At 62.6% G+C, this 20,068-nt stretch carries 25 protein-coding genes, 1 tRNA gene and 1 riboswitch; of the genes, 14 read left to right on the plus strand and 12 right to left on the minus strand.

Going from position 1 to position 20,068, the window contains the following annotated elements:
* The first annotated feature begins 226 nt into the window (after positions 1-226).
* A complete protein-coding gene (locus tag AC1ECK_RS10630; RefSeq protein WP_480318667.1) occupies positions 227-1,051 on the plus strand; it encodes an EAL domain-containing protein in 825 nt (274 codons plus the stop codon).
* 7 nt (positions 1,052-1,058) lie between these two features.
* On the opposite strand, the gene AC1ECK_RS10635 is transcribed toward AC1ECK_RS10630, so the two are convergent.
* Positions 1,059-1,844, minus strand: coding sequence for an IclR family transcriptional regulator (locus AC1ECK_RS10635; RefSeq protein ID WP_480318669.1), 786 nt, complete (start codon positions 1,842-1,844; stop codon positions 1,059-1,061).
* Between the two features lie 103 nt (positions 1,845-1,947).
* Between AC1ECK_RS10635 and AC1ECK_RS10640 the strand changes: the two genes are divergently transcribed.
* Positions 1,948-3,138, plus strand: a complete 1,191-nt coding sequence (locus AC1ECK_RS10640) for an acyl-CoA dehydrogenase (RefSeq protein WP_480318671.1) — start codon at positions 1,948-1,950, stop codon at positions 3,136-3,138.
* Between the two features lie 138 nt (positions 3,139-3,276).
* On the opposite strand, the gene AC1ECK_RS10645 is transcribed toward AC1ECK_RS10640, so the two are convergent.
* Positions 3,277-3,915 (minus strand): peroxiredoxin, encoded by a 639-nt coding sequence (locus AC1ECK_RS10645; protein WP_137955928.1) that lies wholly within the window; start codon positions 3,913-3,915, stop codon positions 3,277-3,279.
* A gap of 338 nt (positions 3,916-4,253) precedes the next feature.
* Here AC1ECK_RS10645 and AC1ECK_RS10650 point away from each other — a divergent pair, with 338 nt between their 5' ends.
* From AC1ECK_RS10650 to AC1ECK_RS10660, 3 genes are all read left to right on the plus strand, one after another.
* Entirely contained in the window at positions 4,254-4,556 is a 303-nt protein-coding gene (locus AC1ECK_RS10650; protein ID WP_028220165.1) for an ElaB/YgaM/YqjD family protein, read from the plus strand.
* Positions 4,557-4,670: 114 nt separating this feature from the next.
* Positions 4,671-5,057: a phage holin family protein gene (locus AC1ECK_RS10655; protein WP_480318674.1), complete on the plus strand. Its 387-nt coding sequence runs from the start codon at positions 4,671-4,673 to the stop codon at positions 5,055-5,057.
* Between the two features lie 63 nt (positions 5,058-5,120).
* Positions 5,121-5,585, plus strand: coding sequence for a DUF3318 domain-containing protein (locus tag AC1ECK_RS10660; protein WP_480318676.1), 465 nt, complete (start codon positions 5,121-5,123; stop codon positions 5,583-5,585).
* Between the two features lie 32 nt (positions 5,586-5,617).
* Here the strand turns inward: AC1ECK_RS10660 and AC1ECK_RS10665 are convergent, their stop codons facing one another.
* The 7 genes from AC1ECK_RS10665 to glyA all read right to left on the minus strand — a co-directional run bounded on the left by AC1ECK_RS10665 (position 5,618) and on the right by glyA (position 10,286).
* Positions 5,618-6,061, minus strand: coding sequence for a type IV pilin protein (locus AC1ECK_RS10665; RefSeq protein WP_480318678.1), 444 nt, complete (start codon positions 6,059-6,061; stop codon positions 5,618-5,620).
* A gap of 11 nt (positions 6,062-6,072) precedes the next feature.
* Complete coding sequence (locus AC1ECK_RS10670; protein ID WP_480318680.1) at positions 6,073-6,507, minus strand: hypothetical protein; 435 nt, start codon at positions 6,505-6,507, stop codon at positions 6,073-6,075.
* A gap of 107 nt (positions 6,508-6,614) precedes the next feature.
* Entirely contained in the window at positions 6,615-7,418 is an 804-nt protein-coding gene (locus AC1ECK_RS10675) for a PilW family protein (protein WP_480318682.1), read from the minus strand.
* A complete protein-coding gene (locus AC1ECK_RS10680) occupies positions 7,415-7,840 on the minus strand; it encodes a type IV pilus modification PilV family protein (RefSeq protein WP_480318684.1) in 426 nt (141 codons plus the stop codon). Before AC1ECK_RS10680 ends, AC1ECK_RS10675 begins: the two co-directional genes overlap by 4 nt.
* Positions 7,837-8,403, minus strand: coding sequence for a GspH/FimT family pseudopilin (locus AC1ECK_RS10685; RefSeq protein WP_480318686.1), 567 nt, complete (start codon positions 8,401-8,403; stop codon positions 7,837-7,839). Before AC1ECK_RS10685 ends, AC1ECK_RS10680 begins: the two co-directional genes overlap by 4 nt.
* Before the next feature lie 149 nt (positions 8,404-8,552).
* Positions 8,553-9,035: a transcriptional regulator NrdR gene (gene nrdR / locus AC1ECK_RS10690; RefSeq protein WP_480318688.1), complete on the minus strand. Its 483-nt coding sequence runs from the start codon at positions 9,033-9,035 to the stop codon at positions 8,553-8,555.
* A 3-nt stretch (positions 9,036-9,038) separates the two neighbouring features.
* Positions 9,039-10,286, minus strand: a complete 1,248-nt coding sequence (glyA, locus tag AC1ECK_RS10695; RefSeq protein ID WP_480318690.1) for a serine hydroxymethyltransferase — start codon at positions 10,284-10,286, stop codon at positions 9,039-9,041.
* Between the two features lie 175 nt (positions 10,287-10,461).
* A riboswitch (ZMP/ZTP riboswitch) is annotated at positions 10,462-10,561 on the minus strand.
* Positions 10,562-10,916: 355 nt separating this feature from the next.
* Between glyA and ydfG the strand changes: the two genes are divergently transcribed.
* The 9 genes from ydfG to AC1ECK_RS10740 all read left to right on the plus strand — a co-directional run bounded on the left by ydfG (position 10,917) and on the right by AC1ECK_RS10740 (position 17,452).
* Complete coding sequence (gene ydfG, locus AC1ECK_RS10700; protein ID WP_480318692.1) at positions 10,917-11,663, plus strand: bifunctional NADP-dependent 3-hydroxy acid dehydrogenase/3-hydroxypropionate dehydrogenase YdfG; 747 nt, start codon at positions 10,917-10,919, stop codon at positions 11,661-11,663.
* Between the two features lie 56 nt (positions 11,664-11,719).
* On the plus strand, positions 11,720-12,199 hold the full coding sequence (ybgC, locus tag AC1ECK_RS10705; protein ID WP_480318693.1) for a tol-pal system-associated acyl-CoA thioesterase: 480 nt from the start codon (positions 11,720-11,722) through the stop codon (positions 12,197-12,199).
* Between the two features lie 154 nt (positions 12,200-12,353).
* Positions 12,354-13,031 carry a protein TolQ gene (gene tolQ / locus AC1ECK_RS10710; protein WP_074265790.1) on the plus strand — a complete coding sequence of 226 codons (678 nt, stop codon included), beginning with the start codon at positions 12,354-12,356 and terminating at the stop codon, positions 13,029-13,031.
* A 10-nt stretch (positions 13,032-13,041) separates the two neighbouring features.
* Entirely contained in the window at positions 13,042-13,494 is a 453-nt protein-coding gene (tolR, locus tag AC1ECK_RS10715; protein ID WP_480318695.1) for a protein TolR, read from the plus strand.
* On the plus strand, positions 13,491-14,498 hold the full coding sequence (tolA, locus tag AC1ECK_RS10720) for a cell envelope integrity protein TolA (RefSeq protein ID WP_480318697.1): 1,008 nt from the start codon (positions 13,491-13,493) through the stop codon (positions 14,496-14,498). The genes tolR and tolA overlap by 4 nt, the downstream gene beginning before the upstream one ends.
* Before the next feature lie 114 nt (positions 14,499-14,612).
* Positions 14,613-15,905: a Tol-Pal system beta propeller repeat protein TolB gene (gene tolB, locus AC1ECK_RS10725; RefSeq protein WP_480318699.1), complete on the plus strand. Its 1,293-nt coding sequence runs from the start codon at positions 14,613-14,615 to the stop codon at positions 15,903-15,905.
* An 18-nt stretch (positions 15,906-15,923) separates the two neighbouring features.
* Positions 15,924-16,433, plus strand: coding sequence for a peptidoglycan-associated lipoprotein Pal (gene pal / locus AC1ECK_RS10730; RefSeq protein ID WP_090686595.1), 510 nt, complete (start codon positions 15,924-15,926; stop codon positions 16,431-16,433).
* A 15-nt stretch (positions 16,434-16,448) separates the two neighbouring features.
* The gene (gene ybgF, locus AC1ECK_RS10735; protein ID WP_480318701.1) at positions 16,449-17,198 is read left to right on the plus strand and encodes a tol-pal system protein YbgF; all 750 of its coding nucleotides are present in this window, start codon (positions 16,449-16,451) and stop codon (positions 17,196-17,198) included.
* A 178-nt stretch (positions 17,199-17,376) separates the two neighbouring features.
* A tRNA-Lys gene (locus AC1ECK_RS10740) sits at positions 17,377-17,452 on the plus strand.
* Between the two features lie 117 nt (positions 17,453-17,569).
* Here AC1ECK_RS10740 and AC1ECK_RS10745 read toward each other — a convergent pair.
* The 3 genes from AC1ECK_RS10745 to AC1ECK_RS10755 form a co-directional block, all read right to left on the minus strand.
* The gene (locus AC1ECK_RS10745) at positions 17,570-18,151 is read right to left on the minus strand and encodes a TetR/AcrR family transcriptional regulator (protein WP_480318703.1); all 582 of its coding nucleotides are present in this window, start codon (positions 18,149-18,151) and stop codon (positions 17,570-17,572) included.
* A gap of 170 nt (positions 18,152-18,321) precedes the next feature.
* A complete protein-coding gene (locus AC1ECK_RS10750) occupies positions 18,322-18,624 on the minus strand; it encodes a hypothetical protein (protein ID WP_480318705.1) in 303 nt (100 codons plus the stop codon).
* A gap of 304 nt (positions 18,625-18,928) precedes the next feature.
* On the minus strand, positions 18,929-20,035 hold the full coding sequence (locus AC1ECK_RS10755; protein WP_480318707.1) for an iron-containing redox enzyme family protein: 1,107 nt from the start codon (positions 20,033-20,035) through the stop codon (positions 18,929-18,931).
* Positions 20,036-20,068 lie beyond the last annotated feature (33 nt).

Here is a 20,068-nt window from a genome sequence, read left to right on the forward strand (position 1 = left end):
GTCCTGATCGGCGCGAACGGATTCGCCACCACAGTCGTTTTTGCGATTTACGAATGGTAAAACTAATTACGTATAGTGAAATTAACGTTAACCCTGGATCTCCGTACGAACCCCGATATGGTTATCAGCAATTAGTTCATGTAAGCGCGGTGCGGACTGCTAACATCGATAGATGCGGCTAAACGCCGCGCTTCGATGCGCGAACCACGCGCCACGACATTCATTCATGATCCCGCAGACCGTCCCCCAACTCGTCGCCCGCGCTGCTGAACATCCGTTTCTCGGCGAACATCTGGCGTTGGGCGAAGGCATCCATCACGACAGCGCCATCGCCCGCTTCGACGGATTCGGACTCGCCAGCGCCTACGAGCCGATCTTCGATATCAGCGTGCATGCGCTCGCCCAATCGCTCTCTTCCGCACCGGACAGCGTCGAGCGGTTCGGCGATGAACTGGGCTTCCAGGCGGTGACGCTACGCCTCGACGGCGAGCCCTTCGATCCGTTCGACCGCATCGAAGACGACCCGCAACTGGTGGCGCTGGACCGCATGTCGCGGGCGCTCCACGCGATCAATTTCTTCGGCGCGCAACGTCATGGACTGCTGTTCCTGCGAGTCCATGAGCGCTTGCTGAAAAGCGTGAAGTACGACCACGGCCGGCACTTCTCGACCGTGCTGGTTTCGTTCGGACTCAATCCGTCGCGCATCGTGATTGAATTGCCTGCCGCCGCGGTGGCGCACCGCACCTTCCTCGGTTATCTGACCAAGAGTTATCAACGCTATGGGTTCAAGGTGGCCGGCAATCTGCCGAACGCCGGCCAGATCCTCTCGGTGTCCGACATGGCGCGGCTCGACTTCATCAAGATGGATGCGGGCCTCGCGCTGCGCGATGCGATGGTGAAGCCGCTAGTGGGCTATGCGAACCGCCTGCGAATTCCGTTGATCTTCAACCGCGTGGCGAGCGAGACGCAGTTCGACTTGCTGCAGCAATACGACGTGCGCTTCGTGCAGGGGCCGCTGTTTGCAGCACATAGTCACGATGGGGCGGTGTGACGCAACTTCAGCCGGTATCGCCCAGACGGCGCGCCAGCGCCTTCAAACGCGGCCCGACATTCTCGCGAAACACCTCTTCCCCCATCGACGACGCCGGCCCGCTGCAACTGAGCACCAGCCAGCGGCCCTCGCGCGGCTCGCGAAACGGTACTGCGACCGCGTTCACGTCGTCGTGCCAGTCGCGAAACGAGTAGCAGCAGCGCTCCCGCGCGAACACCTCGATTTCCTTCTCCGCGCCGGCCACCAGCTCGGCTCCCTCGTCGCCGGCGGCTTTCTTCAATTCGGCAAGCAAAGCCGTGCGCACATCGAGCGGTTGCACGGCCAGGTACGCGCGCCCCATGGAACTGGTGAGCATGGACAGCTTCGATCCCGAGGCGAGACCTAGTGTGAGCGCCGTCTCGCTGCGAATCGTCTCCAGATAGATCATGTCGAGCCCGTCCCGGCAGCCCAGCGAGACGGCCGCCCCCACCTCGCGGGCGAGCACGCGCATATGCGGCCGCGCGAGGTCGAGCGTGTCGGTGCCGGACAACAGCGCGAAGCCGAGTGACAGTACCCCGGCGTCGAGCGCATATTTGCCTAGCGTCTCGTCGAGACGCAGGTATCCGAGCACCGTCAGCGTATAAGCCAGGCGATTGACCGTGGCCTTCGGCAAGCCCGTGCGTTCGACGAAATCGCGGTTGCCGAGCATGGTCTCGCCGGGCCGGAAGGCGCGCAGCAGGTCAAGGCCGCGGGCCAGCGCAACCACGAATTTGCGCTCGTCCAGGGGTTCGAGGGGAGTAGATGCAGGCGTCATGGGATGCTACACTCAAGTCTAATTTGCAAAACATTGTTCCGCATAGCGGAATTCAAGTCAAGTAGTTCAAGTCATACGAGAGTCGATTCAGGAGATACGCATCATGGCCGACGCCGCGCAGTTTCACTGGGAAGATCCGCTGTTGCTCGATCAGCAGCTCACCGAAGAAGAACGCATGGTGCGCGACGCCGCCGCGGCCTATGCGCAAGACCGGCTGCAGCCGCGCGTACTGGAAGCGTTCCGGCATGAGAAAACCGACCTCGAGATCTTCCGCGAAATGGGCGAGCTCGGCCTGCTCGGCCCGACCATTCCTGAGGAATATGGCGGCCCGGGCCTGAACTACGTCAGCTACGGGCTGATCGCGCGTGAAGTGGAGCGCGTCGATTCCGGCTACCGCTCGATGATGTCGGTGCAGTCCTCGCTGGTGATGGTGCCGATCTACGAATTCGGCTCGGATGCGCAAAAGGCGAAGTACCTGCCGAAGCTCGCCACCGGTGAATGGATCGGCTGCTTCGGCCTGACCGAGCCGAACCACGGCTCCGATCCGGGCAGCATGGTCACGCGGGCGAAGAAGGTGGACGGCGGCTTCTCGCTGTCGGGCGCGAAGATGTGGATCACCAACTCGCCGATCGCCGACGTGTTCGTCGTGTGGGCCAAGCTCGAGGAAAACGGCAAGGACACGATTCGCGGTTTCATTCTCGAGAAAGGCTGGAAAGGCCTGTCCGCCCCGACGATTCACAGCAAGGTAGGCTTGCGCGCCTCGATCACCGGCGAGATCGTGATGGACGAAGTGTTCGTGCCGGAGGAGAACATGCTGCCGAAGGTCAGCGGCCTCAAAGGCCCGTTCACCTGCCTGAACTCGGCGCGCTACGGCATCGCCTGGGGCGCGCTCGGCGCAGCCGAAGCCTGCTGGCATACCGCACGCCAGTATGTGCTGGACCGCAAGCAGTTCGGCCGGCCGCTCGCCGCCAACCAGTTGATCCAGAAGAAGCTCGCCGACATGCAGACCGAGATCACGCTCGGGCTGCAAGGCGTGCTGCGCCTCGGTCGCATGAAGGACGAAGGCACGGCGGCGGTCGAGATCACCTCGATCATGAAACGCAACTCGTGCGGCAAGGCGCTGGACATTGCCCGGCTCGCCCGCGACATGCTCGGCGGCAATGGCATCTCGGACGAATTCGGCATCGTGCGGCATCTGGTGAATCTGGAAGTCGTGAACACCTATGAAGGCACGCACGATATTCACGCGCTGATTCTCGGCCGCGCGCAAACGGGGATTCAGGCGTTCTTCTGAGCGTCTCGGCTAAGCGGCCATCCCTGACGGCGTGCCTTGAAGCGCGTTTCATGGTGCCGTCAGCGTAGCCGCCCGCACCATGAAACGCAAAAGGCCAACCACACGCGGTTGGCCTTTGCATGGCTGCAGCGCTTTAGCTTACTTGTTCGGCTGCGGCGTCAGGCGCAGATACGGACGCAGCGCCTTGTAGCCCTTCGGGAATTTCTGTTTGATCACTTCCTCGTCCTTCAGCGACGGTACGATCACCACGTCGTCGCCATGCTTCCAGTTGCCCGGCGTGGCGACCTGGTAGTTGTCGGTGAGTTGCAGCGAGTCGATCACGCGCAGCACTTCGTCGAAGTTGCGGCCCGTGCTGGCCGGGTACGTAATGGTCAGACGCACCTTCTTCTTCGGGTCGATGACGAACAGCGAGCGGACCGTGAAGGTCTCGCTCGCATTCGGATGGATCATGTCGTACAGCTCGGAAACCTTGCGGTCGCCGTCGGCAAGAATCGGAAAACCGACGCTCGCGGCTTGCGTTTCGTTGATGTCCTTGATCCATTCCTTGTGTGATTCCGTGCTGTCCACCGACAGGGCGATCGTCTTCACATTGCGCTTTTCGAACTCGCCGGCGAGTTTTGCCGTCAAGCCAAGCTCGGTCGTGCAAACAGGCGTGAAGTCTGCCGGATGCGAGAACAGCACGCCCCAGCTATCGCCCAGCCATTCGTGGAACTTGATGCGGCCAACGCTCGAATCCTGTTCGAAATCCGGTGCGATATCGCCAAGACGTAGACTCATGATGCAGCTCCTTAGTGTGTTTGGACGGTCCGTTCAGGCTCGCGCCTGCGGCACCCCGCAAATTTAGAGCATACGGAAGCGGGCGTACACCACGAACCAACATCGCGTCAGAACTTTATGCATTTTTGTAATTTTCGCCGGAATGGAGGAAACTTTGCGGGACAGATCAACTCCATCATGATCCGGGTTCATCATGCGGCTGCCCTGGAGAACCCCTCGGGCAGCAGCGAATCGGCCGGGAATGGTTGATGCGCCCGCTGGCTTATATCGGCGGCGCTCGCCACTTAACGTTTCTTTGGTTACGATTCACGCATGCCATACCAAGATGGGAGCTGTAAATGTCGGAAGTCAACAAGGAGAGATTGATGTCGGATATCAAAACCGTCCTCGCGGACGCTGAAGACCTGCTGAAACAGGCCGCGAGCGCCACCGGCGAACGCGCTTCCGAACTGCGTGAAACGGCGCTGACGCGCCTGAAACAGGCCAAGGAGAAAGCCGCCGACGTGCAGGTCGTGGTGGTCGAGAAAGGCAAGAAGGCCGCCCGCGCAACGGATGACTACGTGCACGAGCATCCCTGGACCTCGATCGGCATCGCTGCGGGTGTCGGTGTCCTGGTCGGCCTGCTGATCAATCGCAAGTAAAAATGGCCGGTATTGCCGGGGGCTTGTTCCGGCATGCCGCTGACACGGGTTGACCGGTGCCTGTCTGGCCGGTCTGCTTCTTCTGGCGCATCTCACGCGCAACGCGCTCAAGCCATGACGATCGACAATCAATCGAAGCGCGCGGATCCCAGTCCTTTGCGCCGCCTCCTCAGTTCCGTGTTCTCGATTCTGCAGACGCGGCTCGAACTGATCGGCATCGAACTCGCCGAGGAAAAAGAGCGCCTGCTGGGCGTGCTGTTTCTCGGCCTTGCCGCGATGATGCTGGCCACCATGGCCTTGATCGCGCTTACCGCGCTCGTCGCCATCGCTTTCTGGGATACCTATCGCTGGCAGTCGCTCGCCTGCATTACCGCCGTCTACGCGATCGCGGCAGTCGTTTGTGCGCTGAAGGCGCGCAGCGGTTTGCACAGCGCACCGATGGTGTTCGAAGCAACGCTCGCCGAGTTCGAGAAGGATCGCGAGATCTTCCACAAACAGTGATACGGGCCCGCGCCCGCCGCTTGCGCCACTTGCCCTCCCGACCACTCCTGCCGCCGACACACCATGAGCTCTACCCGCCCGGATAACGCCTTTCGCAGCAAGCGCCCGCCCTCCCGAGACCTGAGCGCGCCGCATCTGCGCGCCCTGCGCAAGGAGTTGTTGCTGATGCGCTCGGACGTGGAGCGCATGGAACTCGCGCAGGCCACCGTCGAGTTGCGTCAGGCGGTCACTCACTTTAGCTGGCTCAAATTCATCGCGCCGGCCTTCGCCGGCATGCGCTGGCGCAAAGCCAGCGCCGCCGGCGCGGGGATTGGCGCGCTGCTGAAGGAGTATCCGCTGGTCAGCTCGATTGTCTCGTTGCTGCTGGCCAAGCCGCTGCGGGCAACCGTTGCCGCAAGCGCGAAGCCGGTGCTGAAGTGGGGCAGTCTTGGGCTGGCTGCGTGGGAGGCATATCGCATCTGGCAGCAGATGAAGAACGACTCGCGCCGCCCTTCGAGCGATACGCCGGACGACGATAGCGAGGACTGAGCCGTGCGGCCCGCTGCGTTGCGTGGAATTGCTCATTTTGTGCTCCAGCAAAGGTCCGGGCCTGCGGTCGCGGCGCCGTCCGCGATGCGATTCGTGCGCAAACCGGTCGCGTCGAGTACGAAGATGCCGCACGGGTCGTCGTGCATCGGCCCAGTTTCCACCGGGTGCGCTTCCACGGCATAACCGCCGTTTGTTTCGTCAGCGGGGAGCGCCTGCAGTCGGTAGACGGGTATGCCGAACGGAGGCGCCTGATCGAGTCCAGCCGGCAGCGAACTCACCTCTCCAGGGACACCTGTCTCCATGAACTGTGCCGCGCGATAGAGCGCCGACGCGGCGTCGACCCGGTGCGACCGGGCGACGTGACCGCGATAAGACGGCACGGCATACACCACCAGTATTGCGGCGATCGCCAGCGCGATGATCAGCTCAAGGAGCGTGAATCCGGCAAGCTGCTGCGTTGATCGTTGCGACTTCATGCCGATGCCCTTTAAAAAGGGCGCGCGGCGACTCGCCGCCAGTGCCGCTCGGTCTTCTCGCCGTCCACGACTAACTCCAGTTGCAACCAGGCCTGCGATTCCCGCGTGCGGCCGAATCCCCGCGCCGTGAGTAGATACGCCCGCGCCTCGGGACGGTCGATCAGGTGCCACGCTTCCACGAGGCATTGCGGCGCAGCGGCCGAGCCGGGCCACTGAGCGACCGGCGCGAAGGCGTTGGCGGCGAACGTCGGCTCGAGTTTCCATCCCGTCGGCTCGGCAGCGACTGCCGCTACCACCGGGGCCCCATCAGCCGCGACCGCGCGGGCGCACAGCGTCAGCGCTGAGTCGGCGGCGTGGAAGGCTTGCAGGGCATCGCCGAGGTTGGTCGTGGCGCGCGCTGCCGCTAATGAGGCTTCAAACCAGGCGGCCGAGGTGACGAGCATCATTGATGAGATCAACAGCACGATTGGCAGGGCTGCGCCTTGGGTGGGTTTGGCACGCGAGGCTCGAGGGGCTCGCGCCGCGTTATTTCGCTGCCGTGGAACGCAAGTCATCATGACGCCTCACCCTCGTTGTTGCGTATCGCCACGCGCCGCCAGAACGCCTGCCGCAAGCGCGTGTCCGCTCCCGTTACGGTCGCGCCGTCGCAATCGACGTAACGCGAGCGCCGTCCCTGCGGTGCGCCGCGCACCAGCACGCAGAGGTCCACCGCGATCACGTTTGCCCATTCGTCCGCCGCGACGGCCGATGCGTCGAGCGCGGCTTGCGCCCCGGCAAGCCAATACTTGAACCGCAATCGCTCCACGCCCTCCACCAGCGGCTGCAGAGAGCCGCCATTGCCGTCGCAATACAACTCGGACTCCACTGTCGAGGTGCTGGGCTTCGCGTAGTAGCGGTTGACGATCAACACACGTCCCGCGCCGAACGCCGCAGTCCCGGCGCTCACGGCCTGGCCGAGACAATCGGTCGGCTGGCCGGTAGACGATGGCCATGTCGAAACATTGTCGCCAACGTAGCGTATTGCGATGCCGTCCGAGCGGCTTGTCAGCGCTTCGCACGTGAGGTTGTCATCGTCGCCAACGGGCCGCGCAGAGGAACATCCGAACAGCGTCAACCCCTGTTGCGACTGAGGCGTATCGGCCGGGACGAACCCCGTCATCTGGATCTGCTGACCAATCATCGTGAGCGCCGTCAGACCTGCTTCGCGCATCCGAAGCGTATCGCCCGCCCGTCCGAACGCCAAGCGTTGCGCGCGATACAGCGAGACGGCGCCAACGGTCACGACAAGCCCCAACGCCAAGGCAATGACCATTTCGACCAGGGTATGGCCGCGCGGGCGAAGCACGCCGTGCTTCATTTGACAAACGCCACGGCAACGCACGCCGATCCGGCGACGACAGGCAGATCACCGCACGAGCCGGGCTTGACTGTCACCTGCTCCGACAGGGGCATGGTGGTCACAGCCGACCACACCACGCGGGCAAACGAGACTCCATCGCCCCGCTCGCTGATCGACGCCTCACCCTGCGGCAGCAAACTCGCCGCGAGGACACTCCACTGCCGCAAGGCGGCCTCGGCGCCGGTCGGCGCACGCGCGCTTTCGGCGACAGCGTCAGCGAGCAGACCTGCGTGTTCGCGCAGCGCAGCGGCACGGGTCTCGCGAGCAATCCACAACTGCGTAGCGATCAGGCCGAGCGCCGTAACAGCCGTCAATGCAACCGCAAGCATCACCTCGATCAGCGACGCACCGCGTGTCTGTCTGGATCTTGTGGCTTTCATGACGACGCCCCGCAAGCGCCCTCGACGATGCGCGGCCGCCCGCCCGCGGCTATGCGGATACAACGGCGCCATGGCGCACCCTGAGTCGCGCGGGAAGGAAAATGCGGTGCGATATCGAAGCTGCGAAAACTGCCGATCAACTGCCCTGCCGGCGGCGTGAACGTCAGGTTCGTCTGCGTCCCGGCGATACTCACTGCCGCAAGTTCAGCTTGTGCACGCAATACCATGGGCGCGCCGGCCTGCTCGACCATCACCGCCCAGCCGCATGACCAGTCCGCCACCCCAGCGCGGCACGCTTGCCCCGAGGCCAGACAGCGGCGAGCCGCATCCACCCGGCACACCGTCACGCGCGCTCCACGCCTGACCGCTTCGCTGCGGGCGTAGGAAAGCGTCGAGAGCAGCGCTCCGGCGCGGGCGTCGACCTGGTCGCGCACGTGCCACGCAACCAGCGATGGCGCAGCCATCACGGCGATCACCGCCAATAGGGCGACCACCACCAACGTCTCGATCAGCGTGAAGCCGCGGCACCCGCGCGGCAAAGCGACATCGTGCTTCATCTGCATTCCTCAGCTTCAAAAGAATGCAGTCAATTTACTCAAGCGGCAGGGTGGCGACAATCGGCCGAATGGCCAGGTAGCGGGCGAACGGAGTCACCCGCAACAATGCCGGTGTGACGACTACAGAGGGGATGATGATGCGAATGCGCGAACGGTCAGCGCTTGCGGGACGGCTTGGGCGGTGCGGCCGCACGGCGAAACTCTTCGATCACGTCTTCGAATTCGGAGACATCCTCGAAACGCCGGTACACCGAAGCAAAGCGCACATAGGCAATCGTGTCGAGCTCGCGCAACTCGTTCATCACGAGTTCGCCGAGGCGCTCGCTGCGCACTTCGCGCTCGCCACTGCCCAGCAGTTGGTACTCGATGCGGGCAACGGCCGCGTCGATCGCGTCCGCCGCAACCGGGCGCTTGCGCAGCGCCAGTTGCATGCTCGCGACGATCTTGCGGCGATCGAATTCGGTGCGGCTGCCATCCTTCTTGACGACCGACGGCAACGCCAGCTCGACCCGCTCATACGTCGTAAAACGTTTGTCGCAGGCCGGGCAGCGGCGGCGGCGCCGGATCGCGGCGCCGTCTTCGGATACGCGGGAGTCCACGACCTGCGTATCTTCATGCCGGCAGAAGGGGCAGCGCATCGCTTACTTGTAGACCGGGAAGCGCTTGGTCAACTCGGCGACCTGCGTGCGAGCGCGTTCGATCGTCGCTGCGTCTTCCGGGTTGTCCAGCACGTCGGCGATCAGGTTACCCACCAGCTCCGCTTCCTTCACGCCGAACCCGCGCGTGGTCATGGCGGGCGAACCGAGACGCACGCCGCTCGTGACAAACGGCTTTTCCGGATCGTTCGGAATGGCGTTCTTGTTGACCGTGATATGGGCTGCGCCCAGTGCCGCTTCGGCTGCCTTGCCGGTGATGTGCTTGGCGCGCAGGTCGACCAGCATCACGTGGCTTTCGGTCCGGCCCGAAACGATGCGCAGACCGCGCTTCACGAGCGTTTCAGCCAGCACGCGGGCGTTTTCCACGACCTTCTGCTGGTATTCCTTGAATTCCGGCGACAGCGCTTCCTTGAACGCAACGGCCTTGCCGGCGATCACGTGCATCAGCGGGCCACCCTGGATACCCGGGAAAATCGCCGAATTGATCTGCTTTTCGAACTCGGCCTTCATCAGGATCACGCCGCCGCGCGGGCCGCGCAGGCTCTTGTGGGTCGTGGTGGTGACGAAATCCGCGTGCGGCACCGGGTTCGGGTAGACGCCCGCCGCGATCAGACCGGCGTAGTGCGCCATGTCGACCATCAGGTAAGCGCCGACCGACTTCGCGATCTGCGACAGACGCTCGAAGTCGATGCGCAGCGCGAAGGCCGAGGCGCCCGCGACGATCATCTTCGGCTTGTGTTCCTGGGCGAGCTTTTCAGCCGCTTCGTAGTCGATGTCTTCCGCTTCGTTCAGGCCGTAGCTGACGACATTGAACCACTTGCCCGACATGTTGACGGGCGAGCCGTGCGTGAGGTGACCGCCGTGCGCGAGGCTCATGCCCATGATGGTGTCGCCCGGCTTGAGCATGGCGAAAAACACGCCCTGGTTGGCCTGCGAACCCGAATTCGGCTGCACGTTCGCCGCTTCGGCGCCGAACAGTTCCTTCACGCGGTCGATAGCGAGCTGCTCGACGATGTCCACGTATTCGCAGCCGCCGTAGTAGCGCTTGCCCGGGTAGCCTTCGGCGTACTTGTTGGTGAGCTGCGAGCCTTGTGCAGCCATGACAGCCGGGCTCGTGTAGTTTTCCGACGCGATCAGTTCGATGTGATCTTCCTGACGGCGGTTTTCCTGCTCGATCGCCTTCCAGAGTTCGGGATCGACATTGGCGATGGTGCTTTGGGCTCTGTCAAACATACGGGTTCCGTTGAGTGTGTTCAGGTTGACCGGATCGTGCGCCGAATTTCGTGCAGAAAGCGTAGTGGGTACGCGGCGCTGCTGGCGGCTGGGCCAGCCCTGACGTGGCGGATGAAGATGCGCCGCACACGCGAGGCAGGACAGCCACCGGCGGCGCAATTGACTGCGCGCGGATCACGGCTGCCCAGGCGAACGGCAAAACGGCACCCTGCGCTTCACGGTGGGTCGCTCCACCTTGAACCTGTTTGGTTCTATCGCCAGTCACGCAGGGATGAGCGCGTTAGTGTATTGGAAGCGCCTGGAATAGGCAACCGGGTCGCCGCGCAGGCCGTTCCGGCGGTGAATGACGCCTTAGCTACGGCTACGGTTAGCATGGTCGCCCCAGCCGGCCGGCAAACATCTGAGGAAAGTTTGCCCCGGAGAGGCGCCGCCCGGCAGTCGGCGACAAACGACGAGATCTTCGAGCATGCCACGCAGCGGACCATCCAGCCGGCGACCGCCCGTGCCCCAGACGCCCCCACGCTCGCGGCAGTCCCGCAGACGCTGCGCGGGGTGCAAGGTCATTGTTGCCGCAGCGCGGCATTGGAAGTAGGCTTGGCGACTATCTTCCCTCCCCACCAGGAAACCGCAATGATCGTGTTCGTCACAGGGGCGTCCGCAGGATTCGGCGCCGCCATCGCCCGTACTTTTGTCAAGGGCGGCCATCGCGTCGTCGCTACCGCGCGCCGCAAGGACCGTTTGGAGGCTTTGGCCGACGAACTGGGCGAGGCCCTCCTGCCGTTCGAGCTGGATGTGCGCGACCGCGCCGCCGTCGAGGCGGTGCCCGCCGCGCTGCCCGAAAGCTTTGCCGCCATCGACGTGCTGGTCAACAACGCCGGCCTCGCGCTCGGCCTCGAACCGGCGCAGCGCGCCAACCTCGACGAATGGCAAACCATGATCGACACGAACTGCACGGGCCTCGTGCAGGTCACCCGTACCCTGCTGCCGGGCATGGTCGAGCGCCAACGCGGCCACGTGTTCAACCTCGGCTCGGCTGCCGCCAACTGGCCTTACCCGGGCGGCAACGTGTACGGCGCCACCAAGGCTTTCGTGCGCCAGTTCAGCCTGAACCTGCGCGCCGACCTGGCCGGCACCCCGCTGCGCGTGACCGACGTCGAACCCGGACTGTGCGGCGGCACGGAGTTTTCGAACGTGCGCTTTCGCGGCGACGACGCAAAGGCCGCGAGCGTCTACCAGAACGTGCAGCCGCTCACGGCTGAAGACATTGCCGACGCGATCTACTGGACCGCGACCCGCCCGGCGCACGTCAACGTCAACACGATCGAGCTGATGCCCGTCGCGCAGGCATTTGCAGGGCTGTCGGTGCATCGCGGCTAAAGTTTGTTACCCGGACGCGCCTGCGAAAAAGCGTCGGGTGGTGCGTTCCGGGTAAAATGCGCCGCATGAATATGCCCCAAAGCAAGCCCGGCGCCGAAACCGGCTTTACCTGGCCGATTCGCGTGTACTACGAAGATACCGACGCTGGCGGCATCGTGTTCTACGCGAACTATCTGAAGTTCTTCGAGCGGGCGCGCACTGAATGGCTGCGCGCGTGCGGCGTCGAACAGGATCGGCTGGCGGAACAAACGGGCGCCCTGTTTATCGTGCGCAGCACCGCGATGGACTATCGCGCGCCGGCGAAGCTTGACGATCTCATCGAAATCGTCAGCCGGCCCGAACGAATTGGCCGCGCGTCGGTCGATTTCTCGCAGCAAGCCTGGCGTGACGGCACGCTGCTTGCTGCCGGGACCATTCGGGTCGGCTGTGTCGACCGCGTAGCACTACGTCCTGCCGCCATTCCGGAACCGGTACTCGCTGCCTTGCGGCGCGGGCCCGGAGTGACTGCGTCCAGCGTGTCAACGGACAACGGCTGAACATCGTTGTTACGGGGCCAGTGAACTCGTATCGATCAAGCAACACAAAGCATGGTTCGGCCCGCGGTTTGCCGATGCTTCCGGTTTCCCAACGGCGAGCTTCGACGGACCTTGCAGCCGGACGCCCCCTTTCGGGACGTTACAAAGAACCTCTATGAACACTACACAAGATCTATCGATCATTTCGCTCGTTCTCAATGCGAGCCTGCTGGCCCAGGCAGTGATGGCGCTGTTGCTGCTGCTGTCGCTGCTGTCCTGGACTTTCATCTTCCGCAAGTGGTTTGCGATCCGCCGTGCGCGCGCGCAAACTGAGCGTTTCGAACGCGATTTCTGGTCCGGCGGCGACCTGCAGGCCCTGTATCAAAGCGCCGCAAACAACCGCCATACGATCGGCGCGCTGGAACGGATCTTCGAATCCGGCATGCGCGAGTTCCTGAAAGGCAAGGAAAAGCGGCTCAACGACCCGGGCCTGATCCTCGACGGCGCCCGCCGCGCCATGCGTGCCGCGTTCCAGCGCGAGATGGACGTGCTCGAGGCCAATCTGGCGTTCCTCGCCTCGGTAGGTTCGGTCAGCCCGTACATCGGTCTGTTCGGCACCGTGTGGGGGATCATGAACGCGTTCCGCGGTCTGGCTAACGTCCAGCAGGCCACGCTGGCCAACGTTGCGCCGGGCATTGCCGAAGCGCTGACCGCGACGGCGATCGGCCTGTTCGCCGCGATTCCGGCCGTGGTGGCCTACAACCGCTACGCGCACGACATCGACCGCCTGGCGATTCGCTTCGAGACCTTCATCGAAGAATTCTCGAACATCCTGCAGCGTCAGGCGCACTAAGGAGTCCACGATGGCCGGTTCCTCAAGTCGCTCCTCCGGTATGCGCGGCGGCCGTTCGCGCCGCGCGATGGCCGATATCAACGTCGTGCCGTATATCGACGTGATGCTCGTGCTGCTCGTGATCTTCATGGTGACCGCGCCGCTCGTCGCACCGTCGATCGTCAATCTGCCGACCGTCGGCGGAGCCTCGCCGCAACAGCAGACGCCGCCCGTGGTCGTCAACATCCGCGCCGACGGCAACATGAACGTCAAATACAAAGACGACAATGGCGCCATGCAGCAGGAAAACATGACGCGAGCGGATCTGAACAGCTTCGTCACCGACCGCGAGGCATCGCACCCGGATCAACCGGTCGTGATCGCCGCTGACAAGACGGTGAAGTACGAAGCCGTGATGAACGTGATGTCCGACCTGAAGGCTCGCGGCGTCAAGCGCGTTGGCTTGCTCGTCAAATCGCAATGATCCGCAAGAATTCCGCCTACCCGCTCCAGCCACCGCGTGAACGCGGCACCTGGCGAGCCTTTGCGCTCGCGCTGGTGATGCACGTGCTGCTCGGGTTCTTTCTGTACCACGGCATTCAATGGCAGAACAGCACGCCGGCAGGCGCCGAAGCCGAACTCTGGACGGAAGTGCCCGATCTCACGACGCCGCAACCGCCCCCGCCGCCCGTGCCGGTGGCCCCTGCCCCGCCTCTGCCGGATGAACAGGCCGATATTGCGCTGCAGGAAAAGAAACGCCAGCAACAGGAAGCCGCGCGCCAGGCGCAGCTTGCCGAGCAACAGCGTCTGCAGCAACTGCAAGCCCAGCAGGAAGCCGAGGCGAAGCGCCAGCAGCAGCTCGCAGCCGACCAGGCGGCGCAACTGGCCGCCCAGAAGGCCGCTGCAGCCAAGCTGAAGCTGCAGCAACAGCAGGCTGACAAGCTCAAGCAGCAACAACTGGCCGAGCAGCAAAAGCAGGATCAATTGAAGCAACAGCAAGAAGACCAGCAGAAGCAGGCGCAGGCCGACGCGCAGAAGAAGGCTGACGCGCAGAAAGCGGCGAAGGCGGCCAAAGCGGCAGCCGACGCGGCTCAGGCGAAGAAGCTGGACCAGGAACGCCGCGCACGGCTCGCGCAGATGCAAGGGATGGCGGGCGGCGAAGGCTCGACCGGTAACGGTCTTGCGAAGAGCGGCACCGGCAGCGGCTCGGGTGGAACGGCAACGTCGCCGGGTTATGCCGACAAGGTCAGACGTCGCGTGCGGCCAAATATTATTTGGGCGGGCGACACGCAGGGCCTGGAGACGGAGATCGCGGTTCGCTGCTCGCCCTCGGGCACCTTGCTGGACGTCAGTGTGACCCGTAGCAGCGGCAATCCCCAGTGGGACGCGGCCGCGGAACGAGCCGTCAGGGCTTCGGATCCGATGCCGGTCGATACCGACGGGAAAACGCCGTCCAGCTTCAAGATCACCTTGCGGCCGGCAGGTTGACAGCAGCCGCAACGCCCCGCCCAGCGGGGCGCGCCCGGGAACGAATTGAACGTTTCCGGGTCTGTCTGCTGTCATACAGTGTTAGAAATCTGATTTTTTGGGAATCCATACAGCATGAGTTTGATGACCAAGCTAGGCCTGCGGACTTTGGTGGCGTCGTGCCTGATTGCGGCCGGCGGCGCTGCACACGCGCAACTCAACGTCCTCGTCACGGGCGTCGGGGCCACCCAGTTCCCCATCGCAACGGCGAATTTCGCCAATGAAGCGAACTCGCCGCAGCAGGTCAGCACCATCGTGCGCCAGGACTTGCAGCGAAGCGGCAAATTCACCAATATCGACGCCGGCAGCGCGCCCGTTTCGGAAACCGATTCGGTCGATCTGGGTAGCTGGAAGGCCAAGGGCGCCAACGCATTCGTGGCCGGCAGCGTGAACCGTCTGCCGAACGGCCAGTACGAAGTGCGCTTCAAGCTATACGACACGGTCAAGGGCGAAAGCCTCGGCGGTCTGGTGCTGGTCAGTCCGGAAAGCGGCCTGCGCATGAGCGCACACAAGGTGGCGGACTACATTTACGCCAAGCTGATGGGCTCGCGCGGCGTGTTCGCCACCCGTCTGTCTTATGTCATCAAGACCGGCAACCGCTACCAGTTGCAGATTTCCGATTCGGACGGCCAGGACGCGCACATCGCGCTGTCGAGCCCCGAGCCGATCATCTCGCCGGCGTGGTCGCCTGACGGCACGAAGGTCGCCTACGTGTCGTTCGAAAAGAAGAAGCCGATCGTCTACATCCACGACCTGCCTACGGGCCGTCGTGTGATCGTCTCGGACCAGAAGGGTAATAACAGTGCGCCGGCGTGGTCGCCGGACGGACGCACGCTGGCAGTAGCGCTTTCGCGCACCGGCAACACGCAGATTTTCGCCGTCAACGCTGACGGCAGCGGCCTGCGCCGGCTGACGCAAGGCACCTCGATCGACACCGAACCGAACTACTCTCCTGACGGACAGTGGATCTATTTCACCAGCGACCGCGGCGGTCAACCGCAGATCTACAAGATGCCGGCGCAGGGCGAAAGCGCGGGGGCGGCTCAGCGCGTCACGTTCACGGGCAGCTACAACACCAGCCCGCGCGTGAGCCCGGACGGCAAGGAACTGGCCTACATCTCGCGTGTGGGCGGCGCCTTCAAGCTGTACATTCAGGACTTGCAGGCCGGCACAGCGACCGGCCTGACCGACACAACACATGACGAATCGCCGAGCTTCGCGGCGAATGGTCAGTACATTCTTTACGCCACACAGGTGAACGGCCGTGGCGTGTTGGCCGCAGTATCGACCGACGGTCGCACTCGGCAGGTCCTGTCCGTTCAGGGCGGCATCGTTCGCGAGCCGTCCTGGGGTCCGTTTATGCAATAACACACAAGGAGAGTAACAATGATGTCCAAACTTCGTATCGTATTTGCCGCATTGCTGGTCGGTGCACTGGCTGCCTGCCATTCGGGCGTCAAGCTCGACGAAAACGCCAACAAGGGTGGCGCGGTCGCAACGCAACCGAACCCGAATGCAGTCGCACAGGTGAACGTCGACGAGCTGAACGATCCGAACAGCCCGCTCGCCAAGCGTAGCGTCTACTTCGACTTCGACAGCTACTCGGTCAAGGACGAATACCAGGCGCTGCTGGGACAACACGCGCGTTACCTGAAGGCACATCCGGAACGTCACGTGCTGATCCAGGGCAACACCGACGAACGCGGTACGAGCGAGTACAACCTGGCACTCGGCCAGAAGCGTGCTGAAGCCGTGCGTCGTGCGCTGTCGCTGCTTGGCGTGCCGGATTCGCAAATGGAAGCCGTGAGTCTCGGCAAGGAAAAGCCGCTGGCCGACGGTCATGACGAAGCATCGTGGGCACAAAACCGCCGCGCTGACCTCGTCTACCAACAGTAATAGGTGATGAGCCGTATGACGCAACGTTTCTCCTGGCTGCACTTTGCTGCAGCCGCCTGCGTGGCGGGCTCGGCCTTGTTGGCCGCGCCGGCTCACGCCGGCATGTTCGACGACGACCAGGCCCGTCAGGCGATTCTCGATCTGCGTACCAAGACCGATAGCCTGTCGAGCCAACTGTCGGCCGCCCAGCGGACCATCCTCGATCAGTCCAACCGCCTCGACCAGCTCAACCAGCAGGTCGCGACGCTGCGCGGACAGAACGAGGACATGGCGAACCAGCTTGCCACGCTGCAGAAGCAGCAGAAGGACTACTACACCGATCTCGACACGCGGCTCAAGAAGTTCGAACCGCAGCAGCAGACGGTTGACGGTGTAGAAGGCACGGTCCAGCCGGGCGAGACGGACGCGTTCAATGCGGCTTCAACACAGTTCCGCAATGGCGACTTCAAGAACGCGGCGGCTTCGTTCCGCAGCTTCATCGCCAAGTATCCGCAGAGCCCCTACCAGCCGACCGCGCAATACTGGCTCGGCAACGCGCTATATGCACTGCGTGACTACAAGGGCTCTACGGCGACCTGGGAAGGCGTCGTGAAGAACTACCCGCAGCATCCGCGTGCGCCGGAAGCGCTGCTCGCGATTGCCAACAATCAGCTCGAGCAGGGTCAGAAGGCGGCAGCAAAGAAGACGCTCGAGCAGATCGTCGCGCAATACGGCAGCTCGGACGTCGCGCAGTCGGCGCAGAGCAAGTTGTCGCAAATCAAGTAGTTCAGGCAGTTGCAGTATCACGCGTAGTGTCGGATTAAACGCCACGCGCGCCTCTCGCCGGGAAGCCCGGGGCAGTCGATGCCTCGGGCTTTTCGTTTTGTGGAATCTCGCCTGGATAGGTGTCGCCCGATGGGTTGACAGCGTTAGTGCGCTATCGCTATAATTCCGCTTCTCTTTTGGGTCGTTAGCTCAGCTGGTAGAGCAGCGGACTTTTAATCCGTTGGTCACAGGTTCGAATCCCGTACGGCCTACCAAAAGATTCAAGGGCTTAGCTTCGGCTAGGCCCTTTTTCTTTGCTCCGCAAAACACCGGCCAAGCCAGCGAATCGGCATCGCTACGCCACACCTGCATCGGGCTGCACCGTTACACCCCTACGCCCCTACCCCCGCCACCAACTGCCGCGCAATATCCCACGCCACCATGGCAGACTTCGGCTGCCCCGAAATCTGAGCAGTGACAGTCGCCCCATCGATCAGAATCAGAATTTTCTCCGCCAACTGAGCGGCCACGTCCCGCTCGAACATCTCTTCAAGCAACTCGCTAATCAGATGCGTCACATGCTGCTTCTGGCCGGCGGCAGCGCGATGGATCGCGTCAGTGTGGTCGGGAAACTCGGAGGCCGCGTTGATGAACATGCATCCGCAGAACGTCTCCGTGCTGAACCACTCTTCGTGCCACTGAAACACTGCCTTGAGGCGTTCGAGCGGCACCGTGTAGCGCGCAATGAATGCGCGCAATGATTCCGCCGCCTGCTCTTCGCGTTGGCGCAGCACTTCGAGCACCAGTTCGGACTTCGAAGCAAAGTGGTTATACAGGGTCATCTTCGCGACGCCGGACTCCGCGATGATCCGATCGATCCCGACCGCGTGATAACCCTCCTGTGAGAACAGCTCGGTTGCTTTGGCAACGAGCGTTTGCCGCTTGCTGAGAGTGGATTTCTGTGTAAGTGACATCGATCAATCGGCTACATGCGGTGGGCCGGACAATGTTGCGAGACTCTGGTCACCAGAATCTCGCAAAACCGTCCGAACGGTGTCGCGCTACAGAATCCTACGCGTCGCTACACCAGGTCCCGCCAGCCGGTGCATATCCGGCAACGGCGCCTGGTTTCGTTGCTTGCCGCTCACTTGCCGCTTGAAGCACCCACGACCAGCGCGGGAACCTCGGACGGCGTACGCATCGGCGTCGCAAGCTCGACGATGCGAATCTGCATGTCGATCTCAGCCACGCTAGTGGTCAGCTCGACATCTTTTAACCGGCTCATCAATTCAACCCATTGCTCAATAGACACGAGACACGCAATGGGCCGTTGATGCCGCATCACGATCAGCGGTTGCTCACCTGCATCGCGTAGTGCTTTCGACGGATTCTTGCTTAGGTCGCGCGTAGTAATCGAACGCGCGCTATGTGTCGCCGACGTTTCCATTCAGGTCCCCTGCAAAGACAACCTACGGTTAAGCGCCGTCAAGGTGTGAGTTCGCAGCGCGCGGAAAGCGAGCATTACGAACGCAAACACGAGAAAATATGAAGTAAGGAATTTCCAGACCGACACAGTCTATACAGACCGGTCTATTTAAGCGATAGGTCTGACAACAAAAATTGTTGAATTATTTTTGACATTTACTTACTGAAACATTACAAAAGACTGCAAGGCACTGGAATAAAAAAACCCACCTGACCAGCGCGTCGTGCGCCGGCCAGGTGGGTGAGCGGAAAGCGTTAAATTCCGGTCAGGCGAGTCTAAGCAAGCTTTCGTGCAAGTCGTCGTAGTACTGGGCGCACGTGTTCAAACGCCACTGGGCGCCCACGTAGATGTCGTTCATGCGATGCGGAAACTTGCTTGCAAGCGGGACGATCACGTTCGACAGCCAGCCTTCGGCATGCACCACATCGATACTCACGTGTTCGTCGTAATAGTCCAGCTCGCCGGCGCCGCCGAGGCCAAGGCGACGGCAGCCACGCGTGAGCTTTTCATACTGGGATGGATCCAGCAGTTCCGTCACCGCCATGACGCCGAGCGACTTGAAGCCCTGGCTGCGGTTCAGGCCTGTCATCATGAACAGGTTGTAGCCGGCGAGCCCCTGCCAGTTGAGCAGTGACGCGTGATCGTCCTCGGCCGGCGCAATGCCGGTGGTGAGCAGCAGGTTGCGGAACAGCGTCACGTGACTGCGCACCGGATCGCCCTTCCCCGCTTCGTCCCAGAAATTCTGCGAAAGCTCGCCACGCACCGCTGGATCGGAGCCGAGCAACGCAAGCACGATCAGATCGAAAAAGCGGATGTTGAGCGCGCTGTCGCTGCGGAAGAATTCCGTGAGTTGTCCTTGCGTTGCCTGCGTTTCGAGAAAATCGAACAACGGATGCTTCGAAGCGCGGTGCTGCGCCGACGTCGAGCGAATCGCGTCGACCAGTTCCTGCGCATTGCGTAGTTCGACCGGCGCGCCGATATTTCCCAACGTCGCCGAGCCGAGCCAGCGGCGCTCAATGCCCCCGCGCAAACGGGTCAGATAGGGGTTGAACTGATTGTGGCTGCGCAAGCTTGCCGCCGGCGCGACATGCAGGTCATACAGCGTAAACAGGATCGCATGGACGTCCGCGAGTGCACGTTCATCATACTGCTCGAAGGCCGCATCGACCGTCCGGTCGACCTGTTTCGACAGCGCGTCGAATTCCCCTGGATTCTCGTCGAAGTATGTCTCGAGCGTGGGGTCTTCGATAATCGTCCGAATCGCCGCAGCGACGTTGGTCCATGTGGAAGCGTTTGCCGCGAGCGGCGGTAATACGATATCACGCCCGGGCGATTGACTCGCATTTTCGGACGAGCTTTGCATGCTAAACATAGGCATCCTCGACGTGGATGTGTGTTATGCATC

The organism is Paraburkholderia sp. SSBN10T (genome assembly GCF_056619545.1).